We start from the raw sequence: 21563 nt of genomic DNA on the forward strand, positions 1-21563 counted from the left end.
CGGGGCGAAGTGCCGCTGTAGCAGGGCCTGCCGCACTTCGTCGAAGGCCCGCTGGTAGGGCGGCGGTAGCTGCCCCCGCATCGCGTGCAGTGCTGTGTACCGGGAGTCCCCACTGGTGAGGCTGCTGGAGAGGGCGTCCCGTCTCCTGCGGGCCTCGAACAGGCGGCCGTTGTTCAGGACTACATGGAAACGTGGACGGCCGCGTCAAGCCATCACGTCCGCGGACCACCGGGGAACCCAAGGGGGTTGAGCCAATGGCTATCCGTGAGGTGGTGGCTCAGGAGCGGTGGCGCTCTGCGGAGCGGTAGAGCTGGGTGAGAGAGGAGTCGAGGAGGGACTGGCGCGAGCGCATGGAGCGCCATGCGCGGACGAGGAGGTGACCTGCTGAGCGGAGATTGTTACACTGGCGCTCGGGCCATCAGGCGTAGGGATGTTGTCATCCTTGGGGGCGCTCATACCCATCCGCATGGTCGCCAGTTCTCGAAGAAGGACATGAGTACCCGAGCGCACTGGCTGCCCGTGCGGTTCGTTGACCCGAGCACCGGCCGGATCTGGGATCGCCAACTCATGCTGGAGACATTGAGATGCTGGAGGGGCGGGATTGGCTGCCTTGAGTGGAAAACGAGCTGTTGGAGGGGGACATCCATGAAATGGACCTTCTTCGTGGTCCCCTGTTGTTTGATGACCCTGACGGGTTGCTCACTTCTCAGGTATGGCTTCTACAAGAAGCCGGAATGGGCACCTCCGGAAGTGGCCGCCAGGGTGCGGTTTCCAGATTCATATGAGAAGGGCTTCCACCTCGAGGGTCCTTCGGTGGTGGCGCTCGAAGCAGCCCTGAATGATTTCCTGCCACCCGGAACGGCGCCGCGGAAGGGGGACGACCTCGTGGCTCGGTGTCTCTCCCTTCGGGAAACGTTCCATGTGTCGATCTGGCAGCCCAACGACAACAACATCTTCTTCGTGCGCTTCACCCCGGACCTGTCGCGGTGTGCTCCTGGCGCCATCATCACGGATGGGGGCGCGGAGTACGCCGTTGATGGAGAAGGGCGCATCCTCGCCAGGCAGTGAGGTTCACCAGACGAGCCGCGGCCCCTCCATGCGGAGCCGCTCCCGTCTCGCTTCGTAATCCGGAAGCAACCGCCCCAGCGCCGCCCAGAACTCCCGCCCATGGTCGTCATGGGTGAGGTGGATGATTTCGTGGGCCACCACGTAGTCCACCAACCGCATCGGCGCCTGGATGATGCGCCAGTTGAAGCGCACCACCCCGGCACCGCAGCTCCCCCAGCGCTTCTCCTGCTCGCGGACGAGCACCCGGGGCTCGGGCACACCGGCCCGCTGTGCCCACCCCATCACCCGCTCGGTCAGCCGTTCCCGGGCGTGCGCCCGGTACCACGCGGAGAGCGCTTCCCGGACTGCTCCCGCCCGCGCCTCCCCGCTGAGGGCTCCGGGGACTCCCACGCGCAGCCGGCCGCGCTCGAGCCGGACCTCCGGGGCCGCACCCCCACGGCGGACCTCCAGCCGGTACTGCCTCCCCAGGTAGAGGAAGGTCTCTCCCCCGACGAACTCCCGGGGGCCCGGTCTCGGCTCGGCGGGCCGCACGAGGCGCAGGCGGGAGGTGATCCACTTCGCCTTGGCCTGCACCACCGCATCGAGCCGCTCGACCGGGGTGTCCCGGGGCGCGGTGAGGATGATCTGCCCCGGCGGCGTGACGCTCAGGGCCACGGTCCGGCGCCGGGTGCTCCTGCGGATGCCGTAGGCAATCCGTGTGGTCCCCCATTGCACCTCCGAGCGCTCCTCCCCTCCGCTCACCGCTTCCTCCGGGCCCGCGCGAGGTCCATGATTCTCGCCGTCGCCGCCTCCACCTTCGCGGGCTCTCCGAACCGGGCGGCCCGGAGCCGCTTCTTGATGCTCTGGCGCATCTCCCGCTGCACGTCCTCCTTGGTGGCCCAGTCGATGATGTCGGTGCTCGGGTCGATGGCCTCCTGGATGATGGACGCCAGCGCCTTCCGGGACTCGTCGTAGACGATGTCCGGCTCCCCGGCCTGGGGAAGGGGGCCCTCCTCCAACACGCCGTAGATGGCGAACGCGAAGTCGCTCAGGCCGGCCTTCTGGGCGGCACCCTGCTCGTCGCGCGCCTCGGCACGCAAGCCCTGGAGGAGCTCCAGCTGCCGTGCGTCGTCGATGCGCTGGAGCTTCCGGTCCGCGATGAGCTGCTCCAGCCGCTCGCGCAGGGACGTGTAGAAGGCCGGGTTCTCCTCCAGCCTGACGTGGATTTCATGCCGGAGGGCGTGCTCCATCTCGCTGGCCCTCGCCTCGGGGGTCTTCAGCGCCTCGAGCTTCTCCTCGAGCTCCCTGCCGAAGAGGGAGACTTCCTTCACGAGGATCTGGATGCCCTCGGCGATGACGGACTCCTCGATGAGCTGGCGCACCTTCGCGCCGCAGTCGGCGAGGTCCAGGCTCCTGTCGCGGAAGCGGGCCCGGGCGGCGGCGCGAATCTTCCCGAGCCAGCGCAGGTCATCCACGTAGGGCAGCGCCCGCGGGTCGGGCAGGAGCATGTCGAGCGACTCGGAGAACGCCCGGAAGGCCAGGTCGAACGTGGCGCGGACGTCCTCGGGCTCCAGGAGGGCGACACACGCCTCGAGGTCATCCGGGTCCTTCACCTTCTGGAAGAGGCGCATCGCGGCCTGGTGGCGGGTCTGGAGGCGGGGCAGCTCGTCCAGCTTCGGTTGCAGGGCGCCCTTCACGTCCGAGGGCGAGAAGATGGCGAGCGCCTCGTGGAGCGCCCCGGACACGCCCCAGTAGTCCACGACGAGCCCGTACTTCTTCCCGTCCGCCTTGCGATTGACGCGGGCGATGGCCTGCAGGAGGTTGTGCTCGCGCAGGGGCTTGTCCAGGTACATGACCTGCTCGATGGGGGCATCGAAGCCCGTGAGCAGCATGTCGCAGACCACCAGCAGGCGGAGCGGGTCCCTGGGGTCGAGGAACCGCTCGATGAGGCGCGCCTGTTGCTGTCTGGTGGTGGCGTGCTTCTGGTAGCGCGCGCCCTCGTTGTGGCCGGCGGTGAAGAGGAGCGCGGACTCGGGGGCGTTGAGCGTGTCGAGCGTGTCCTTGTAGGTGATGGCGGTGTCGCGGTTGACGGCCACCACCTGGGCCTTGAAGCCGTTGGGCTGGATGAAGCGGGTGTAGTGCTCGAGCAGGACCTCTGGCCGATTCGCCGACAGGCTCCTGGATGTTCTTGCTTTTGGGTTGGTGATGACCCCCATGCCTGGAGGTCGATCAAATGCACCAACAGAACGGCTGCGCCGCAATCATCCAAGACTCATTCCGTAAGACCCAACTCATGGACGGTCTTGGCCTGCTGAGGGTGTGTAACAACTCACGGCCAGCGCCAGACGGCTGCCACCGGTAACTCCAGCTCTAGTCGAACGGCCCCGGGCTCGGAGCCGGGTAGCTTGTGCCAGCGCCCCTCCGGCCCGCCCAGGACGATGCACACCGGCAGCCTGCGGCCGTCCGGCAGCAGCGCCTCGGTGTAGCGCCCCAGCACGGCCTCCTCCCCATTCCGGTTCTGAATCCCAGGGCCTGTCCAGAGCCTCCCGTACAAGAGCGTGCCACCAGGCAATTCTGGTGGGGACCAGTCGCGCTGCACCACGCGGCCGACGATGGGGCCGTCGCGGTAGGTGCCATCCTCCCACGGGCCCCCAGGCTGGTGGATGTCGACGATGGCCTGGAGCTCCATGCCCTCATTGAGCTTCAGCACCTCGAACATGTTGTGCCGGGCCTCGGCGGGGCAGTCCTCTGGCTCCGGCCTCACCTGGGCGGCGGGACAGCCCAGGCCTGCAGCGGTGCACAGCCACACGGTGAGGACTCCGAAGCGTGAGCGGTTGGAGGGAGTCGAGTCCTGGGGCGTGGTGAGAGGGGGCACGGGCGCACTTCCTTTCTCGGGGGAGCCGGATGCGATGGACTCCGGCATGTGGGGGGGCGCGAGTGTGGATCGCACCAGCCATGAGGCAAGCAACAGGCCGGCGAGGAGGAGCAGGCCCACCAGGGCGAGGCGCCCCACGCGCCACGTGCGGCGCTCCTGGGCGGGAGCATCCTCGCGAGCGCCCTCCGGCGGCCTCGTATCCTCTGGAGGCGGAGCTGCTTCACCCGCAGGTGCTGCTTGCTGGGGCTGGGCCACCTGCTCCTGTTCCGTTTGCTTGGACAGCGCCTCTGCCGGGCTGTCCGGCGCGGTGAGGGGCACCTTCCATGCGGGGGACTTTCTCTGCTTCTCGATGGCCTGCTCCAGGGCCTCGAGCAGGGCCTCGGTGTTGGGGTAGCGGTCCTCTGGCCGCTTCTCCAGCAACTTCATGGCGATGTCGCTGAGGGAGCGCGGCACCAGGGGGTTGAGCAGGTGGGGCGCGGCCGGCGGGACGGCGGCGATGGCGGCCAGCAGCTCCTTGTCCGGCAGCTCCGGGTCGAAGGGGTGCCTGTCCGTGAGGGCCTGGTAGAGCAGCACGCCCAGTGCGTACAGGTCCACGGGCACCCCGCCTTGGAAGGGCTCACCCCGCTTCCACGCCTCGGTGCGCGTGTAGGCCAGGAGCTCGGGGGGCACCAGGTGGAGGACGCCCTCGGGCAGGCCCAGCGTCTTCGTCAGGGCTCCGGGAATGCGCGCGGTGCCAAAATCAATGACGAACGGCCGGCCGTCCTTTCTTCGGATGAGGATGTTCTCCGCCTTCAAATCCCGGTGGAGCACACCGCGTGCGTGCAGCACCCCCACGGTGCGCACCACACTGGAGAAGATGTTCACCACCTCAATGGCGTGAGGGGGCTTGCGCCAGCGCCTCTGGTGCCAGGTTTCCCCGTCGATGAAATCAGTGATGATGAACGGGTAGCCCTTGGTGGGGTGGGGCCAGAAGTCCACCGCGTACACGCGCAGCAGGTTGGGGTGGGAGGAGTAGGTGAAGAGGGTCGCGGCCTCGCGCGCCAGGCGCCGGTAGACGCTCGTCTCCTCCACATACTGCTCTTCCGTGAGCTCTTCCGTGGATTGGGTGAGGGGGAGCAGCGCCATCTTCATGGAGTAGGGCTGGCCGTCGCGCTCCACCTTGAAAACCCGGGAGGAACCCCCGCGGCCCAGCACCTCGACGATGCGCCAGGGCCCCACTGAGTGGCCGGGTTGAAGGTGGTCCGGGTGTTGGGCTTCCGTCGTCATGGGCCGGCCTTCCTAGAGTTGAACCTTGGTGATGGGCAGGAGCCGCCCGCCCTCGGTGTCCACCAACTCGAGCTGGAAGAGGACCTCGTTGGAGGCGGGGGGCTCCACCATGACGGCCACCAGGGCGGACTCCCCCGGCTGGAGCAGGGGCTTCTCCATGTGCACCGAGAGCACCTTCACCGGCGTCCCCTTCACGCTGGTGAGCCGTGCCGCACCGGGCGTCCAGGCGGGCTGTCCCGGGAGGTTGCGCACCTTGACAACCACCATGGCCCAGCGAGTGCCTCGGTAGCCGGTGCCGCGCCCCGGCTCGAGGCCGCCCTTGTAGCCGGGAGCCGGCTTCCCGAAGAAGGGCGTGGCGCGGACACCCTTCGAGTCGAGCACCCCGGAGAAGGCGAGGTGGGGAAGTCCGCTCTGCGCGCACTGGGCCTTGAGGGAGACGAGCTCGGCTTCCACGTGGGACAGCCTGGCCTCCAGCGCCTCGACGGTGCGCGGGCGGCGCACCACCTCCACTTCCTTGTCCACCAGCGTGGGGTGGGAGACGAGCGCGAGGGTGGCGTACGCCGGGGTGCCTCCGTCCTTGTAGCGCACCCGCACGATGAGGCGCTCTCCGGGGGCCGGCTCGACGGAGGGCTCGAGCGCGAGGGTGTACTCCCCAGGGTCCACCAGCTTGAATCGCGTCGCCCGCCCCTCCACCTCCACCGAGGCCCTGTCGATGGAGGCCCCGAAGCGGAAGAGGGTGAGGGTGTTGGCCGCCACCCGCACCTCTGGCGCAGGCTCACCGGGAGCGGGGACGACGACTTGCCGCTCCTGCCGCTCGCGGGCAGGGGGCTGGGTCTGGGCCGCAGAGGGGGTCCCAAGGGTCAGGGCGATGAGAACGAGCGGGGCGAGGGGTGATAGTAGTGCCAGGGTGGATGACCTCTCCGGTCCACCCTAGCAGATGTCCCAGCCAGCGCGGCCAGCATCTACCGTGCGGACGCACCCACGCGAAGCGCGTCCTCACCGGCCGCCGCTGGGCCTGGGCTCCCCTTCCCTCCGAGGGCCCTTTCTCTCTCGGAGAGGCCCTTCAATTTCTGGGTAAGGTCGAAGGGCTCTGGTGGAGGAGAGGGTGGGGGCTCCGGGCCTGGGTCGGTGCTGGCTGCCCACCTCCGAGGTGCGGGACACTTGCCGCCGCCATCCCTGGAATCCCAAGGGCCGGAGGAGCCGCACATGAAGCAGGGAGTCACGCACACCGTCTACATGTTGCTGCTGGTGCCGTGGGCGCTCCTGGCGGCACCGGCGGGAGCCGAAGCGGGCTTGCCGGTGTTGGAGCCGGTGGGGGTGAGCGGGTACCAGGGCGAGGCGGGGCAGGGGCTGAGGCTGACGTTCAAGAGGTTGGAGCCGGACCCTGGGCTGGGGTTGTGGAGGGTGGAGGAGGCGCGCGAGGTGGTGGAGGCACTGGAAGGCGAGTTCAAGGAGGCGAAGCCGAGGGCAGGGCCGAGGCTGCTGCCGGAGGCGCACACGCGGACGATGGCGGGCCTGGTGCCACCGGAGGACACCCGGCCCTCGGCGCTGGAGAGGCGGGTGAGGGAGGAGTACGAGGCGCTGTTGGGCGCGCCGCTGGTGGGGCTGAGGGGCTCGCTGGAGAGTGCCAGGTGGTTCCAGGCGATGAAGCTCTCGCCGCGCTACATGGGGGAGGGAGTGAGGGAGGCGGCGCTGGAGTTGTTCAGCTCGCCGGCGGTGGTGCTGTCGGTGGGGACGACGCTGGTGCTGTACATGGTGGCGTGGGCGGCACCGGAGCCAGTGCTGAGCAAGGCGTGGGTGGGAGCAATCACGGTGGCGCTGCTGCTGACGTACAGCGCGGCGGAGCTCTCCAACGTGGGGCAGGCGTGCCTGAGGCTGTACCAGGAGGCGGAAGGGGCGAGGACGAGGGAGGAGCTGGAGGCGGTGGCCGAGCGCTTCGGCAAGGCGCTGGGAGGGGTGGGGCTGAGGGTGTTGGTGACGGTGGCGGGGGCGAAGCTGGCGCGAGGGTTGCCGGAGGTGCCGAAGGGAGGGCTGTGGGCGAGTGTGTCACCGCCGCGCCTGGCCCTGGCGGGAGGAGGCCTGAGAGGCGGCTTGAGGGTGGGAGCGGGGACGAGGGCGCAGGTGAGCGTGGCGGACGGGACGGTGGTGCTGATGGGGGTGACGGGGAGCACGGCGACGGCGGCGGTGACGTCGGCGGCGAGCGCGGCGCGGACGTCGGGAGCGTGTGCGGAGTCGGGGCAGGACGGCCACCATCGCCACCACCTGTGCACCAACAAGAATGACATCTCGGAGAACAGTGGTGGACCTTGGACGCCCCGGTTCGAGAAACTCTTCGAAAAGGCGGGGATGAGCCTGGAGGACCCGGCGAACATCGTCTACCTGCGAGACCACAAGGGACCGCATCCCGAGGCGTACCACCGTAGGATTTTCGAGCGATTGGGGGCGGTGCTTGGAACCTGTAGGACCCGCGCCGAATGTCGAGCGAAGCTCGTGGATGAGCTCGACAGGATTGCAGGGGAAGTCTGTACGCCTGGCTCCACACTCAACAAGCTGGCCACGAGGAATCCATGACCGTGCAAGGAAGGTATTTCAAATTATATGATGATATGTCGATTCCAGGGCGCTGGGACTTGAGATTTCCTCTCTTCAAGGATGGAGGGGACTCGGGCTCGCGTGAGGATGACGATGAGCGCGAGTTGTTCGACACCTGGCGATTCAACGAAGGGAGGGGCCTGGAGGTCGATGAGCCGATCCGCTTGACCATGAAACCGGTCGGCATCGCGCTCGAATTCAGCGAGGCCATGGGGATTCCCATCGTCCACCAGCGGGTGGTCTCGCTCTTCGAGCGTTTGGGGCTCCAGAAGGAGGTGCAATTCATCCCGGTGGAAGTGGAGGGACAGACGGAGCCCTGGTTCATCCTCAATGCCTTGCGAGTCATCCGGTGCATCGACGATGCCCGGTGTGAAGAGGTGCTCTCCTGGCAGCCGGAGGACAACCGCCCGGACAAGGTGGGCCAGTACCGCGACGTCGCGGGGCTGCGGGTGGACGTTGAGAAGATAGGGGGCGCCCACATCTTCCGCCCCTGGGGCTGGCTGGTGGTGCTCATCGTCTCCGAGCACGTCAAGCAAGCGATGGAGGCCGAGGGCATCACCGGCATCAAATTCCTCGAGGTCTGACGGAGCAGGAGCCGCACATGAAGCCGACAGTCACGCACGCCCTCTGCGTGTGGATGCTGATGGCGCTGGTAATTCCACACTCAATAAGCTGGCCACGAGGAGTCCATGACCGTGCAAGGAAGGTATTTCAAATTATATGATGATATGTCCATCCCGGGGCGCTGGAACTTGAGATTTCCTTTCTTCAAGGATGGAGGGGATTCGGGCTCGTGTGAGGATGACGATGAGCGCGAGTTTTTCGACACCTGGAGATTCAACGAAGGGAGGGGCCTGGAGGTCGATGAGCCGATCCGCTTGACCATGAAACCGGTCGGCATCGCGCTCGAATTCAGCGAGGCCATGGGAATTCCCATCGTCCACCGGCGGGTCGTCTCGCTCTTCGAGCGTCTGGGGCTCCAGAAGGAGGTGCAGTTCATCCCGGTGGAGGTGGAGGGACAGACGGAGCCCTGGTTCATCCTCAATGCGCTGCAGGTCATCCGGTGCATTGACGACGCCCGGTGTGACGAGGTGTTCTATTGGGGGCCAGAGGATGGGGAGCCAGACAGGATAGGCGAATACCAGAACGTCCGAGGGTTGAAGGTGGACCCGGAGAAGATAGGGGGCGCCCACATCTTCCGCCCCTGGGGCTGGCTGGTGGTGCTCATCGTCTCCGAGTACGTCAAGACAGCCATGGAGGAAGAGGGCATCACTGGCATCAAGTTCCTCGAAGTCTGAGCCTACGCCCTCTCGTGTCCCGTCCCGTCACCCCGCGGGGCTGGCGCCGGGCGGCTCGGGGGGTTCCCGCTCCGTCTCCGGGGGCAGCACGTAGGGCTCCAGCGTGTCTCGGTACTCGCGCAGCAGGGCCTCGGGCGCGTGCACCTTCCGGCCCGTGAGCATCGTCTGCAGCATCATCGCGTTGGCCACGCCCTTGCCCCGCACGTGGTTGTTCGTCACCACGTACACGTCACCCACCCGCGGGTGCTTGGCCATCTCCTTCGTCCGCTCGGCCCAGGGCTTCAGCTCCTTCGCCGGGTACAGGTAGTCGTAGCGCTCCATCGCGCTCGCCGTCTGGCGGAACCAGTTGCGGTAGTTGCGCCCGTGCACCCGCACGTACCCCACCGGCGACGTCACCCGCGCGCTCGGGCCCAGCGAATCCTGGAACAGCGGCTGGTCGATGTTCACGAACCCCACGCCCCGCTCCGCCAGCTCCGCGAACACGTCCGGCACGTTCCACGACTCGTGCCTCACCTCCAGCACCAGCGGCCAGCCGGAGAACGCCGTCACCAGCGCGTCCAGCCAGTCCCGGTTCTCCTCCGTGTGTCGGAACGACCAGGGGAACTGCATCAGCACCGCTCCCAGCTTCCCCGCCTCGTGGAGGGCATCCAGCCCCTCGCGCGTCTGGCGCACGTCGTCCGCCGTCCACACCGCGTCCCGCTCGTGCGTGAAGCGCTTCCACAGCTTCGCGGTGAAGCGGAAGTCCCGGTTGAACTCGGTGCGTTGCACCCAGAGCTCCGCGTTGCGGCGGCTGATGGGCCCGTAGAAGCTGGTGTTCAGCTCCAGCGCGTCGAAGTACCCCGCCAGGAAGGCCAACGGGTCGAACCCCCTCGGCTTCGGCTTCGGGTACACCACGCCCGCCCAGTCGTCGTAGCACCATCCCGCGGGGCCGATGCGAATCACGCACACACCTCCAGCGGATCACCATGGGAACGGTTCCGCCGCGCCGCATCACGTGCCCGCTCGGCCGCCCTCCCGGGGTTCCCCTGGGCGTGTAGCGCCCGTGACTCCAGGTATGCGTCCGAGGGCCTTCCGCAAAGGCTGCGCGCCCGCCGAGGGTCTTCCGCAAAGGCTGCATCCCGGGCTCGCGCCAACCCCCTGTTTTCCCGTGGGCGGGGCGTTGGCGCTCCGTATGCAATGGAGAGTGGGCGTCACGACGGCTCCAACGGGGAGCCAATCACGAGGCCGAAGATGAAGCGTAACCTGCAGATCACCTTCCGTGGAATGAGCCCCAGCGATGCCCTCTCGGAGCACATCCGCGACAACGCGGACAAGCTCGAGCAGTTCTTCGACGGCATCACTGGCTGCCACGTGGTGGTGGAAGAGCCGCACCGGCATCATCAGCAGGGCAAGCATTTCCACGTCCGCCTGGACCTGCACGTCCCCGGCAAGAACATCGTGGTCGACCGCGACCCCGGTGAGAAGGTCTCGCACGAGGACGCCTACCAGGCCGTGAACGACGCCTTCGATGCCGCCCGGCGTCAGCTGCAGCACTACGCCGAGGGTCTTCGCGCCCACCGTTGAAGTCCGTCGTGGCGGTCAGGGGGGGTCCGTCGTACGCCGGGCCGTCGCCCGGGACGCCATCGAGCCCGCCCTGGATGGGGGTACCGCCCACGGTGCCCTCGCACCGGCCCTGGGGCCCGCACCCGGTGAGCAGCGCGGCAGCGAGCAGACGGGGGAGCGGCTACCGGAGGAGCGGGGCGAGCAGCTTGTCGAGCTCCTCCGCATGGAAGGGCTTGAGGATGCGGGCGTTGGGCACTCGCGCCAGGAAGTCGCGGGCGGTCTGGGTGAAGGCGCCGCCCGTCATGAAGATGATCCGGAAGGTCTGCTCGGGAGCGGTGCGCGAGACCTCTTCGTAGAACTGCTCCCCGGTCATCTCCGCCATCATGACATCACAGAGGATGACGTCGTAGGGGGTGCCGTTGCGCAGGTGTCCCAATGCCTCGCGTGCATCATGGAGCACCGTGACGTCGTGCTGCGGCTCCAGCAGCATCTGGAGGGTCCGCGCGAGCAGGGGCTCGTCGTCCACGATGAGGAGCCGTCCCCGGCGAAGGACTTCCTGGCGCGGCGGTGTGGGAGACGCCGCGCTCCTGGCTGGTGCCATGGGAAGGCGGACGCGGAACACGCTGCCCCGTCCCACCTCGCTCTCCACGCTGAGCTCGCCCCCGAGCGCCGTCACCAGGCCATGGCTGATGGACAGGCCGAGCCCGATTCCCTTTCCCACCGCCCTGGTGGTGAAGAAGGGATCGAAGACGCGGCCGAGCAGCTCCGGGGGGATGCCCTGTCCCGTGTCCCGCACCTCGACGCAGACCGTGCGCTCCTCGGCCCAGGTGCGCAGGCGGATTTCATGGTCCGCCGCGTGTCCCTCCGGGATGGCCTGGGCCGCGTTCACCAGCAGGTTGAGGAACACCTGGCCCAGCCGGGAGCCATCCGCGAGCACGTCCGGGACGGGCCCGTACTCGCGCACCAGCCGGGCCCGGTGGCGCAACTCCCCCAGGGCCATCTTCACGGACAGCTCGAGCACCTGCCGCACGTCGAGGGGCGCCGGGGGGCGCTCATCCGGGTGGGAGAAGGTGCCGAGGTCCCGCACGATGTTCTGGATGCGCTCGGCGCCCACGCGGGCATCCGCCAGGTATTTGAGAAGGGCATCGAGCTTCTCCGTTCCGGAGCCGGAGGGGCTGAGCAGCCGGCGCGCGGCGAGCTGGAGGCTGCCGAGGACGAAGGTGAGCGGATTGTTGATTTCATGGGCCACGCCGGCCGCGAGCGTGCCCACGGTGGCCAGCCGCTCGGTGAGGCTCAGCCGCAGCTGCATCTGGCGCAGCTCGGTGATGTCGAGCAGGGCCGTGCGGCACAGGTGGCCGTGGGGCTCCCCCCCATCGAAGGGCGCGCTGTGCAGCCGCACCAGGCGCCGGTCCTTGCCCACCCGCAGCGTCAGCTCCGTGCTCAGCGTGTCGCCCAGGAGGCACTGGCGCACGTGCTGGAGGAAGCGGCCCAGGTCCTGGGGCTCCACGAAGGGGGTGAAGGGCTGGCCGAGCAGCTGGGGGCGCTCGCGCCGCAGCAGGCTGGCGCCGGTGAGGTTGAGCTCGCGGATGCAGGCCCGGCCATCCAGGCTCACGCAGGCCATGGGGGCGAAGTCGTAGAGGTCCACGTAGCGGCCGCGTGACTCCTCCAGGGCCTGCTGGGTCTCCCGGAGCTCGCGGTTCTGCATCTCCAGCTCGAGCTGGTGGCGTTGCAGCTCCCGGAGCAGGTGCTTGAGCTCGTCGGCCGCCAGGGGCGTGGAGTCCAGGGATTCCAGCGCCCGCGCCAGCTCGGCCCGGGAAAGGCTTGCAAACTCTGACATGGAGACTCCGGTGAGCGGCAATCCTTAACACGAGAGGGGGGGCGGGACCACCCACCCCCCCCCCGCCGCTGTCAGGGTTTATGTCTGACCGGTGACGTCCGTGATGGAGAGCAGGATGCGTTGTGTACCCAACTCCTGGCCGGAGATCCTCCGGGCGTTGAGCAGCATGCGCCGGTGGCCGAGCTGTTCGAAGCCGTGCTCCACCACGAAGTCGTGCAGCCGGGTGTTGCGCGGGAGGATCTCCTCCAGCAACAGCCGCAGCTGGGGAATGTCCCACTGGCCATTGCCGAGCTGGTAGATGGGCTGACCCACGGTGCGCGCCTCCGTCACCTGGAAGGCCGCGTAGAAGGCGGGGTTGGCGGCGAGCACCTGGAGGTGGCTGTCGAGCACCAGGAAGGGCTCGCGCATCGTCTCCACGAGGGCTTGCGCGTACTCGCCGGCCTGGTGGGCCTCGTCGAGGCTGTGCTTGAGCCGGTCGATGTCCAGCAGCGTCATCACGACGCCGTCGAGTTTGTTGTCCAGCGTCTTGTAGGGGCGCAGCCGCAGCGAGTACCAATGCCCGTCGCGGGCGCGCACCTCCCGCTCGAAGGGGAGCAGCTGGCCGGTGACCTGGGAGACGGCGCGCTCCAGGTCGGGCAGCTCGAGGGGGAAGTGCAGGTCGCGCAGCGAGCGGCCCACGTCCCCGGCGGTGAGCCCGAGCACCTCGTGCGCCATGGGGGTGAAGCGGCGGATGCGCAGGTCGTCCCCCAGCATGACGGTGGCGATCTGCGTGCTGCCCAGCAGGTTGTTCAGGTCGCTGTTGAGCTGGCTGAGGTCGGTATTGCGGTTCTGCAGCTCCTCGTTGAGGGTGGTGAGCTCCTCGTTGGTGGACTGCAACTCCTCCTTGGCCGTCTCCAGCTCCTCGTTGGTGGATTGGAGCTCCTCGTTGGTGGACTGGGCCTCCTCGTGGGCGGCGCGCAGCTGCTCGGAGGTGGTCTCCTGCTCCTGCAACAGGGTCTGCAGATGCTGGCGGGCGGTGCGCAGCTCCTCGCGCAGCCGCTCCACCTCCTGGCGGGTGGTGGCACGCGGGCCACCTGGCGCCTGGGCCCTGGCCCCGCGGGGCGGGGCGGAGGCGGGGGGCTCCGGGGCCTCCTCGAAGAGGACGAGGTAGTAGTGCTCCCGGGTGCTCGAGGAGGCCTGCAGCAGGTTCACCTCGAGGTTGATGCGCCGCTCGCCCTCGCGTCCGGACACCCGCACCTGCTCCTTGCGGACCCGGCTGGTGCCCCGCTGCACCTCGCGGATGGCCGAGCGCAACTCCAGCGCCAGGCCCTCTCGCGCCATCTTCAGCAGGTTCAGGCTCGCGGCCCCGGGCAGGGGCTCGAGGTAGGGGCCCGTGTGCCCGCGGAAGTGGAGGATCTCCAGTGCGTCGTTGATGATGACGCCCGGGGGCCCGTACGAGGCGAGGACGAGCCGGTCCGCCTCCCGCTGGGGATTGTGCTCCGGTGCGCCGCGCCGGGGCGGGGGGGGCTCGTCCTCGTGCCGCTCGGGCAGGGGCTCCCGGTAGGTGAAGGAGAGGGAGGGCCGGTAGGAGATGGACTTCTTGCGGTAGAGCTTGTGGCGCCGGTCCACCAGGGAGAAGAGGTCCGCCGAGGCGCCCACGGTCTCGGAGCTTCCCAGCAGGAGGAAGCCCTCGGGGTTGAGGGCGTAGTGGAAGATGGGCAGCACCCTCTTCTGCAGCACCGGGTCCAGGTAGATGAGGACGTTGCGGCAGCTGATGAGGTCCATCCGCGAGAAGGGCGGGTCCGCCACCACGTTCTGCCGCGCGAAGATGCACAGGTCCCGCAGGGACTTGTGGATGCGGTAGCCGCCCTCGGTGCGCACGAAGAAGCGGCGCAGCCGCTCGGGGGAGAGGTCGGCGGTGATGGACTCGGGGTAGAAGGCGGCGCGGGCCTGGACGAGGGCCGGCTCGCTCAAGTCGGTGCCGAACGCCTGGATGGACGTGGTGGCGACGTCCTCGCCGAGGTACTCCAGCAGGCAGATGAGCAGCGAGTAGACCTCCTCCCCGGTGGAGCAGCCCGGCACCCAGAGGCGGAAGGGGTTGCCGGGGGACCGGCCGCGGAAGCGCTCGGGGAGGACGTGCTGCTTCAGGCTCTCGAAGGTCTCCGGGTCCCGGAAGAAGCTCGTCACGTGGATGAGCAGATCCTGTCCGAGCGCCTCGCACTCCTCGGGGTATTCCTCCAGGTAGCGGGCATAGTCGGCGAGGCGGTCCGTGCGCCGCAGGCGCATCCGCTGGCCCAGGCGCCGGTGGATGGTGCTGGGCTTGTAGTGGGAGAAGTCCACGCCCGTCCGGGTGCGCAGCAGGTGGAAGATGCGGGACAGGTCCTGCTCGGACATGTCGGAGGACGCAGGCGGTGCGAGGGCCGCACGGGGGCCATGGGCGAGCCGGGCCAGTGCCGCCGCGATGCCCTCGGGAGGCAGCACGTGGTCCACGGCGTCCGCGTGGATGGCGCTGCGAGGCATGGCGTCGAAGCCCGCCGAGGCGGGCTCCTGGGCGAAGGTGGTTCCCCCGGCGTTCCGGATGGCCCGCAGGCCGCGGGTGCCGTCGGTGCCCGTGCCGGAGAGGATGACCCCGATGGCGCGGCCGGGCGCCGATTCCGCCAGGGAGCCCAGGAGCTCGTCGATGATGCGAGGCGGGCCCCGGGAGGAGCGGGCCCGGCCCAGGTGCAGGGTGTCCCGCTCGAGGGTCAGCCGGATGCCCGGTGGGCCGACGTAGACGTGGTCCGGCGTGAGCGCCAGTCCCTCCCGGGCCTCGAGCACGGGCATGGAGGTGCGCAGGGCCAGCAGGGAGGGCAGGAGGCTCTCGTGGTCGGGCGAGAGGTGCTGCACGATGATGAAGGCCATCCCGGTGTCGGAGGGCAGGGACTCGAGCAGGGCCTGGAGGGCGGGCAGTCCTCCGGCGGAGGCGCCGATGCCCACCACGGGGAAGCGATCCAGGAGGGCAATCCGTTCCACCTCGCCCCCCCGGGGAGCGCTCCGGTGCTTCCTGGCGGATGGTTTCTTGCTCACGGGCTCCCTCGTCACACGGCCGCGGGCACCGCTTCTATCACCTCGGGACAGGGGAAGCCGGGGTCAGCACGTTCTTCACCGCGCGGAGCAGCGCCTCCAGGGAGAAGGGTTTGCGCAGGAAGCCCTGGACGGGTTGCCCCTTGAGCGCCTCGCGGCCGCAGGAGGTGACGACGAGCACCGCCGTGGCAGGCGTGTCCCGCCGCAGGGCCTCGAGCACCTGGAGGCCGTCCACCAGGGGCAGCATCAGGTCGAGCAGCACCAGGTCCAGCGGCTCGTGCTCGAGCGTGTCGAGCGCATCCATGCCATTGCGGGCGGTGAGCACCTGGTGGCCCTCGCCCTCGAGGATGTCCTGGAGGGAGTCCGTGAGGACCTCTTCGTCCTCGACGATGAGGATGCGGCTCATTTGCGCCCTCCCGGTTTGCGCGAGCGCCCGAAGCGCGTGGTGCGCTCGGGCTCGATGGCCTCCTGGGCGAAGGGCTCGAGCATGTCCATCAGCTCCTGGACCATGGCATCGGGTACAGCCCCTGGAGGAACTCGCGCTGCGCCAGCGGGGAGCCGGAGCGCGTGTGCGTGAGCAGCTCCAGCAGTCCATGGGGCCCCTGGTGCGGCATCATGCGCGCGTGCGTCTCGGCGAGGGAGGGAGTGCCACTCGAGAGACGCGGGACGTCCCCTTCCATGAACGGGTCTCCTTGGACCGTGGTACCTGTCCCTGGAAGGGTGTGCATCTCAAGGGGGGACGCGGGGTGGAGCGACGCTCCGCCGCCTGCTCCGCACACGGCCGGGCGTGCTCGAATCCCTCGACGGACAGCGCGGGTTGTGGAGGAGTGGAGACGAGGAGAGCCCATGGAGGAGACGAGCGCTCAGGAGACGCGGGCCCAGGTCTGTCACCGCTGCCTGATGCGGCTGGAGACGAGCGCCGGAGGGGTGGACCTGCCGCGCCGCATCCGCGCCACGCTGGCGGCGCGGGGCGAGGCCGTGCGCGTGGATCTCACCGGGTGTCTGGGGTGGTGCCCCGTGGGGCGCGTGAGTGTTCAGCTCCGGCGCGCGGGAGCGCTCTCGGATGTGGTGTTGCTCGACCCGGAGAGGGACGGGGCGGAATTGCTCACACACCTTCCGTGCCCATCCACGGAAACGCCGTAGTCCGGGTGTCCAGGGGTTTTCGCCTGTGAGGGATTTGGCTGCGTCAGGCGCAGAACTTTCTCGCGGTGCAATCGCTCGGAAGTGAAAGAAAACACTCGTACGCGGGGGCGTGAATCCTGGCTGGGGTCTCGGACGTCCTTAGGTTGAGCTTCGAGCTGCCCCAACGTCGGGACAGCGGGGGCTGGTAGGAGGGCGTGTGGACGGGAACCATTCGAGCGTCGAGGGCCATCTTCTTTCTCGGGCGGGGAGCGGGGCTCAGCCTCCGCGGCTCTCGCCTGATTCCGCCGAGACGGCACCGGCCAGCGTCCAGTCGGCCCTGCGCGAGGTGCGCCCGGATGATCTGGACGCCATCTTCGACGGTGCGCTCTTCGGGCCACCGGCGCTGGAGACGTCCGCCGAGGTGTCCGGCGCGGGAAGGGCCGCGGCCACGCCGGTGCCCGTGGGCGCCATGGAGTGGTACGCGGAGCGGCACGGCCAGCCGGCGGGCCCGTACCGTCTCGAGCGGCTGCGCGAGCTGTGGCACCAGGGCGAGCTCAGCCCCGACACCCTCTTCTGGTGCGAGGCGTGGAGCACCTGGCGGCCGCTGTCCAGCGTTCCGGAGCTCGTGGCCTCGCTGACCATCGCGGGGCTGCCCACGGTGGCCGCGGACGCGGCGGTGTCCACGGCTCCGGCCTCCGAGAAGGAGTCCGGCTCCGGGAAGAAGGTCGTCTCGGCGCTGCACTCGCTCGTCGAGGAAGAGGAGGTGTGGCTGCGGCAGATGAAGGATGCGAAGGAGCAGGCGAAGGAGGAGGCGCGCTCGGCGATGCTCGACGTGCCGACCGCGCCCGTGGTGGCTCCCGCGCCCGTGCCCGTCGTGCAGCCGGTGGTGGCGACGGCGGGTCTGCTCGCGCCGGTTCCGGTCCAGCCGGTGCCCATGATGGCCGCGCCCATCGCGCCTCCCGCGCCCGAGCCCGCTCAGCGGGGGAAGGGCGTCCTGGCCGGGGTGCTCATCGGCTCGGCGGCCGTGGGCATCGTCGCGGGTGCGCTGCTCCTGCTGACCCAGAACCGTGGCGCTCCGGAGCAGGTGGCTCCGCGGCAGGAGGCTCCCTCCGTGGCTCCGGCCGCCGTGCCCGCGCCCGCGCCCGTGGTGGTGGCTCCAGCTCCGGTGGTGCAGGCTCCAGCTCCAGCTCCGGTGGCTCCAGCTCCCGTGGTGCAGCAGGCTCCGGCCCCGGTGGCGCAGGCTCCTGTGACTTCAGCCCCGGTGGCGCAGACTCCGGCCCCGGTGGTGAAGGCCGTCACGCCGGCGCCTCAGCCCGCCACCGTGACGCCGGTGCCCGAGAAGCCGGTGGTGAAGGCTGTCGCGCCGGCGCCGCAGCCCGAGAAGCCGAAGCCCGCCGTCGTGGCCCCGGCTGCCCCGGAGGTGCGCGTGCCGCGTGCCGTCGAGCCGGCTCCGCGGAGCAACCCGCAGCCGCCGCCCGCACCGGCCAATCCGGTGAAGGTGAAGTCCGCGGATCCCCTCGACTTCGACGATGCGCTCGACAAGAAGTTCGAGGAGGAGCTCGGCTTGTCGCCGAGCGCGCCGAAGTTCAAGCCGGAGGACCCGCGCGGGAAGCGCAACGTCTATATCCCGCCCGAGCCGGGCAAGGACCTGCCCGAGACGCTCTCCACCTCGGACGTGGTGCAGGTGGTGGGCTCGCACAAGGACGCCATCCTCGCCTGCATCACGACGCACTCGCCCGCGCGGATGTCGGACTCGGGCAAGGACCGGTTCGTGGTGCGCTGGCGCGTGCTGCCCACGGGTGACGCCGTGGATGCCCTCCTGGAGACGGAGGGCCTCGAGGGTACGCCGTTCGCCCGCTGCATCGAGGGCCAGGTGCGCTCGTGGAAGTTCCCGCAGCACCGCGTGCAGAGCCGCGAGCCCGTGCGCTTCCCGTTCACCTACTGAGCGGGCTCAGCGCGCGGCCAGCCGGGCGGCCTTGAGCAGCGCCTCCACCATGGGGATGCTGCTCGCCTTGCCCGTCCCTGCCAGGCTGTACGCCGTGCCGTGGTCCGGCGACGTGCGCGGCACCGGCAGTCCGAGTGTCACGTTCACCGTGCGCTCGAAGTCCAGCGCCTTGGCCGGGATGAGGCCCTGGTCGTGGTACATCGCCAGCACGGCGTCGTACGGGAAGTCCGCCACCCGCGCGAACAGCCCGTCCGCCGCCAGCGGCCCGTGCGCGTCCACCCGCAGCTTGCGCGCCTGTTTGATGGCCGGCGTGAGCACCTCCACCTCCTCGCGCCCCAGCAGCCCGCCCTCGCCCGCGTGCGGGTTGAAGCTCAGCACGCCGATGCGCGGCGCCCGGCCCACCACCGGCTTCAGGCTCCGCGACAGGAGCTGCAGCTGGCCCACCAGCCGCTCCACCGTCAGCATCCGCGAGACGTCCACCAGCGGCACGTGGTTCGTCGCCAGCGCCACCCGCACCCGCGGGCCGTCCATGAGCATCATCACCTCACGGCCGAACGCCTCCGCCAGCACCTCCGTGTGCCCCATGAACGGAATGCCCGCGCGGGAGATCTGCTCCTTGGACACCGGCGCCGTGCACAGCGCGTCCACCTTCCCGGCTCGTGCCGCCTCGATGGCCGCCTGGATGTAGCCGTACTGCGCCCGGCCGCCCGCCCGCGTCGGCTTGCCCGGGACACGGTCCTTCTCGGACAGTTCCGTGACGACGCAGACCGTGGGTTCCGTGACGCGCTGGAGGGTGCCGGGGGTGACGCGCGTGTACTTCTTGAAGGCCGGGAAGCGCTCCAGCGTCGGCCCGTCTCCGAAGACCACGGGCAGCAACGCCTGGCGCACCTTGGGCTTCGACAGCGCCGACGCGGTGACTTCCGGGCCAATCCCGGAGACGTCTCCCAGTGAGATGCCTACGACGGGACGCTCGTTCACGTTCAGATCTTCTCTTCGACCGAGGCCTTCTGCCGGAGCTCCTGGACGTACTGCTCCACGAACTTCTCCGTCTTCTGCATCTTCAGCCGGTTCTCCAGCTCGCCCTTCACCTGCTCGAAGGGGGCCACGTCCACCGCGCGCCGCTCCTCCACCTTCAGCACGTGCCAGCCGAACTGCGTGCGCACCGGCTCGCTGACCTCGCCCTCCTTCAGCGTGAAGGCCACCCGCTCGAAGGCCGGCACCATCACCCCGCGCCGGAAGAAGCCCAGGTCTCCTCCGTCCGAGGCGCTCGGGCCCTCGCTCTTGGCCTTCGCCAGCTCCGCGAAGTCCACGCCCGGCTTGCGCGCCTCCTCCGCCAGCTTCAACGCCTTCTGCCGCGCCGCCTCCACCTTCTCGGGCGCCGCCTTCGCGTCCACCTGCACCAGGATGTGCCGCGCGTGCACCTCGGCGTCCCCGGACTCCATCTTCGTGTACTGCGTGTACGCCGCCTTCAGGTCCTCCTCGGACACCTTCACCTTCGGCGCCACCTTCATGTTCACCAGCTTCATGCGCGACATCTGGTTGCGCAGGAAGTCCTTGTACGTCTTCACCGTGAAGCCCTCGCCCGACAGCAGGCGCTCGAACTGGGCCTCGTCCGTGATGTTGTTCTGCCGCCGCACGTCCGACACCGCCGCCTCCAGCTCCGCGTCCGTCGTCGCCAGGCCCAGCTCGCGGATCTCCCCCTCCATCAGCTTCTCGCCGATGAGCGTGTTCAGCGACGCCTTGAGCACCTTCGCCCGCTCCTCGGCCCGCTGCTTCGGATCCCTCACCGACGCGTTGAGCCGCGCCAGCTCCGGCGCCGCGCGCTTCTCCACCTCGGACAGCGCGATGACGTCCCGGTTCACCACCGCCGCCACCCGGTCCACCAGCTCCGCCCGAGCCACCGCGCCCGTCAGGAGCAGCGCCGCCACCATCGTCCCCATCAGCTTCTTCATGTGCTTCCTCTTTCCGTTTCCGTGTCGATGGGACGGCTGCTCACTGCTGCGCCGCCGCCTGCGTGGCGGGCCGTCCGCGGATGGCCTGGAGCGTGGGCTCGTTCACCCAGACCTGGGCCTTGGTCCTCAGCTCCTTCTCGTACGTCTCCTGCGCCTCCGCCCGCCGCTGCGCCAGCAGCTTCGTCTCCACCTGGTCCCGCACTTCCGCGAACTCCAGCTTGCGCCCCGGCTTCTTCTCCAGCACCCGGAACAGGTGGTAGCCGTACTCCGTTTCCACCACGTCCGACACCTGGCCCGGCGACAGGTAGAACACCACCTGATCGAAGGCCGGCGGCATCTGCCCCCGAGGGAAGAAGCCCAGGTCTCCTCCCACCTTGGCGTCCGCGCTCAGCGAGTACTTGCGCGCCAGGTCGGCGAACTTCTTGCCCGACTTGAGCTGCGCCTGCACCCGCCGCGCCTCGTCGATGCCCTTCACGACGATTTGAGCGGCGCGCACCTGCTCGGGCTCGGAGAACCCGGTCTCGTGCGCCGCGTAGTACGCGCGCAGCTCCTCCTCCGTCACCGCCACGCGCGTGTAGACGTGGTTCGTGAAGAGCTTCTCGATGGTGAGCCGCGCCGCCTCGCGCGCCTTGAGCTCCGCCATGGACAGCTGCCCCTGCGTCAGCACCTCGTTGAAGTTGCCCGCCGGGTAGTCGCTCGACAGCCGCAACACGCCCCGGTCCACCTCCTCGGGGCTCACGGTGATGTTGTGCGTCCGGGCGTCCTGCAGCAGCACCATGCGGGAGATGAGCGTCTCCAGCAGCGCCCGCTTGTAGGGCTCCACGTCCTCCGGGGTGTGCTGGCCGGACTCGTTGGCGGAGGAGGCGAGCTCGCGCCCCAGCTCCTGCTCGAAGTCGGCGCGCGAGAGCACCTCGCCATTCACCGTGGCCACCACGTTGGCGTCTGGATCCTCCTTGTCCTTCTTGTTGCAACCGGCCAGGCCCACGGCGAGCGCCAGGGCGGCGAGCAGCGGGGTGGCACGGGCGAAGGTCCGCGGCATGAGAGG

19 protein-coding genes are annotated in these 21563 nt (G+C 69.2%); 7 read left to right on the plus strand and 12 right to left on the minus strand.

The genetic code is table 11. From position 1 onward, the window contains the following. The first annotated feature begins 921 nt into the window (after nt 1–921). Nucleotides 922–1068, plus strand: a complete 147-nt coding sequence (locus tag VFZ09_RS00405; RefSeq protein WP_329725421.1) for a hypothetical protein — start codon at nt 922–924, stop codon at nt 1066–1068. Between the two features lie 3 nt (nt 1069–1071). On the opposite strand, the gene VFZ09_RS00410 is transcribed toward VFZ09_RS00405, so the two are convergent. The 4 genes from VFZ09_RS00410 to VFZ09_RS00425 all read right to left on the minus strand — a co-directional run bounded on the left by VFZ09_RS00410 (nt 1072) and on the right by VFZ09_RS00425 (nt 6094). Then, entirely contained in the window at nt 1072–1782 is a 711-nt protein-coding gene (locus VFZ09_RS00410; RefSeq protein ID WP_329725422.1) for a SprT family zinc-dependent metalloprotease, read from the minus strand. A gap of 23 nt (nt 1783–1805) precedes the next feature. Continuing rightward, nucleotides 1806–3263 carry a type I restriction enzyme endonuclease domain-containing protein gene (locus VFZ09_RS00415; protein ID WP_329725423.1) on the minus strand — a complete coding sequence of 486 codons (1458 nt, stop codon included), beginning with the start codon at nt 3261–3263 and terminating at the stop codon, nt 1806–1808. 113 nt (nt 3264–3376) lie between these two features. Beyond that, the gene (locus VFZ09_RS00420) at nt 3377–5188 is read right to left on the minus strand and encodes a serine/threonine-protein kinase (RefSeq protein WP_329725424.1); all 1812 of its coding nucleotides are present in this window, start codon (nt 5186–5188) and stop codon (nt 3377–3379) included. Between the two features lie 12 nt (nt 5189–5200). After that, nucleotides 5201–6094, minus strand: coding sequence for a DUF2381 family protein (locus VFZ09_RS00425; protein WP_329725479.1), 894 nt, complete (start codon nt 6092–6094; stop codon nt 5201–5203). 300 nt (nt 6095–6394) lie between these two features. On the opposite strand from VFZ09_RS00425, the gene VFZ09_RS00430 reads away from it, so the two are divergent. The 3 genes from VFZ09_RS00430 (at nt 6395) to VFZ09_RS00440 (ending at nt 9078) form a co-directional block, all read left to right on the plus strand. After that, complete coding sequence (locus VFZ09_RS00430; RefSeq protein ID WP_329725425.1) at nt 6395–7759, plus strand: AHH domain-containing protein; 1365 nt, start codon at nt 6395–6397, stop codon at nt 7757–7759. Between the two features lie 59 nt (nt 7760–7818). Next, nucleotides 7819–8364 (plus strand): imm11 family protein, encoded by a 546-nt coding sequence (locus tag VFZ09_RS00435; protein ID WP_329725426.1) that lies wholly within the window; start codon nt 7819–7821, stop codon nt 8362–8364. A gap of 105 nt (nt 8365–8469) precedes the next feature. Next, the gene (locus VFZ09_RS00440) at nt 8470–9078 is read left to right on the plus strand and encodes an imm11 family protein (RefSeq protein ID WP_329725427.1); all 609 of its coding nucleotides are present in this window, start codon (nt 8470–8472) and stop codon (nt 9076–9078) included. A 27-nt stretch (nt 9079–9105) separates the two neighbouring features. Here the strand turns inward: VFZ09_RS00440 and VFZ09_RS00445 are convergent, their stop codons facing one another. Then, on the minus strand, nt 9106–10020 hold the full coding sequence (locus VFZ09_RS00445; RefSeq protein WP_329725428.1) for a DUF72 domain-containing protein: 915 nt from the start codon (nt 10018–10020) through the stop codon (nt 9106–9108). A gap of 288 nt (nt 10021–10308) precedes the next feature. Between VFZ09_RS00445 and VFZ09_RS00450 the strand changes: the two genes are divergently transcribed. Beyond that, nucleotides 10309–10641 (plus strand): HPF/RaiA family ribosome-associated protein, encoded by a 333-nt coding sequence (locus VFZ09_RS00450; RefSeq protein WP_329725429.1) that lies wholly within the window; start codon nt 10309–10311, stop codon nt 10639–10641. 160 nt (nt 10642–10801) lie between these two features. Here VFZ09_RS00450 and VFZ09_RS00455 read toward each other — a convergent pair whose 3' ends face one another. The 4 genes from VFZ09_RS00455 to VFZ09_RS00470 form a co-directional block, all read right to left on the minus strand. Then, nucleotides 10802–12457 (minus strand): hybrid sensor histidine kinase/response regulator, encoded by a 1656-nt coding sequence (locus VFZ09_RS00455; RefSeq protein ID WP_329725430.1) that lies wholly within the window; start codon nt 12455–12457, stop codon nt 10802–10804. A 78-nt stretch (nt 12458–12535) separates the two neighbouring features. Continuing rightward, nucleotides 12536–15502, minus strand: coding sequence for a chemotaxis protein CheB (locus tag VFZ09_RS00460; protein ID WP_329725431.1), 2967 nt, complete (start codon nt 15500–15502; stop codon nt 12536–12538). Nucleotides 15503–15539: 37 nt separating this feature from the next. After that, a complete protein-coding gene (locus tag VFZ09_RS00465) occupies nt 15540–15905 on the minus strand; it encodes a response regulator transcription factor (protein ID WP_329725432.1) in 366 nt (121 codons plus the stop codon). A gap of 88 nt (nt 15906–15993) precedes the next feature. After that, nucleotides 15994–16179 carry a hypothetical protein gene (locus VFZ09_RS00470; RefSeq protein ID WP_329725433.1) on the minus strand — a complete coding sequence of 62 codons (186 nt, stop codon included), beginning with the start codon at nt 16177–16179 and terminating at the stop codon, nt 15994–15996. A gap of 166 nt (nt 16180–16345) precedes the next feature. On the opposite strand from VFZ09_RS00470, the gene VFZ09_RS00475 reads away from it, so the two are divergent. Then, on the plus strand, nt 16346–16642 hold the full coding sequence (locus VFZ09_RS00475; protein ID WP_329725434.1) for a hypothetical protein: 297 nt from the start codon (nt 16346–16348) through the stop codon (nt 16640–16642). A gap of 196 nt (nt 16643–16838) precedes the next feature. Continuing rightward, nucleotides 16839–18566: a GYF domain-containing protein gene (locus VFZ09_RS00480; RefSeq protein WP_329725435.1), complete on the plus strand. Its 1728-nt coding sequence runs from the start codon at nt 16839–16841 to the stop codon at nt 18564–18566. 6 nt (nt 18567–18572) lie between these two features. On the opposite strand, the gene pdxA is transcribed toward VFZ09_RS00480, so the two are convergent. Genes pdxA through VFZ09_RS00495 form a run of 3 tightly spaced genes read right to left on the minus strand, consistent with a single transcriptional unit; the run spans nt 18573 to nt 21557 of the window. After that, nucleotides 18573–19544, minus strand: a complete 972-nt coding sequence (pdxA, locus tag VFZ09_RS00485) for a 4-hydroxythreonine-4-phosphate dehydrogenase PdxA (RefSeq protein ID WP_329725436.1) — start codon at nt 19542–19544, stop codon at nt 18573–18575. Between the two features lie 2 nt (nt 19545–19546). Beyond that, nucleotides 19547–20518 carry a peptidylprolyl isomerase gene (locus VFZ09_RS00490; protein WP_329725437.1) on the minus strand — a complete coding sequence of 324 codons (972 nt, stop codon included), beginning with the start codon at nt 20516–20518 and terminating at the stop codon, nt 19547–19549. 40 nt (nt 20519–20558) lie between these two features. Further along, a complete protein-coding gene (locus tag VFZ09_RS00495) occupies nt 20559–21557 on the minus strand; it encodes a peptidylprolyl isomerase (RefSeq protein WP_329725480.1) in 999 nt (332 codons plus the stop codon). Nucleotides 21558–21563 lie beyond the last annotated feature (6 nt).

Origin of the sequence: Archangium sp. (assembly GCF_036277355.1) — a bacterium.
Taxonomy (GTDB): domain Bacteria; phylum Myxococcota; class Myxococcia; order Myxococcales; family Myxococcaceae; genus Archangium.

Bases quoted from the DNA above. Each gene is read 5' to 3' on its own strand.
- VFZ09_RS00415 (WP_329725423.1), bottom strand. From the start codon at position 3,263: ATGGGGGTCATCACCAACCCAAAAGCAAGAACATCCAGGAGCCTGTCG.
- VFZ09_RS00420 (WP_329725424.1), bottom strand. From the start codon at position 5,188: ATGACGACGGAAGCCCAACACCCGGACCACCTTCAACCCGGCCACTCA.
- VFZ09_RS00430 (WP_329725425.1), top strand. From the start codon at position 6,395: ATGAAGCAGGGAGTCACGCACACCGTCTACATGTTGCTGCTGGTGCCG.
- VFZ09_RS00440 (WP_329725427.1), top strand. From the start codon at position 8,470: ATGACCGTGCAAGGAAGGTATTTCAAATTATATGATGATATGTCCATC.
- VFZ09_RS00450 (WP_329725429.1), top strand. From the start codon at position 10,309: ATGAAGCGTAACCTGCAGATCACCTTCCGTGGAATGAGCCCCAGCGAT.
- VFZ09_RS00455 (WP_329725430.1), bottom strand. From the start codon at position 12,457: ATGTCAGAGTTTGCAAGCCTTTCCCGGGCCGAGCTGGCGCGGGCGCTG.
- VFZ09_RS00465 (WP_329725432.1), bottom strand. From the start codon at position 15,905: ATGAGCCGCATCCTCATCGTCGAGGACGAAGAGGTCCTCACGGACTCC.
- VFZ09_RS00470 (WP_329725433.1), bottom strand. From the start codon at position 16,179: ATGGAAGGGGACGTCCCGCGTCTCTCGAGTGGCACTCCCTCCCTCGCC.
- VFZ09_RS00475 (WP_329725434.1), top strand. From the start codon at position 16,346: ATGGAGGAGACGAGCGCTCAGGAGACGCGGGCCCAGGTCTGTCACCGC.
- VFZ09_RS00490 (WP_329725437.1), bottom strand. From the start codon at position 20,518: ATGAAGAAGCTGATGGGGACGATGGTGGCGGCGCTGCTCCTGACGGGC.
- VFZ09_RS00495 (WP_329725480.1), bottom strand. From the start codon at position 21,557: ATGCCGCGGACCTTCGCCCGTGCCACCCCGCTGCTCGCCGCCCTGGCG.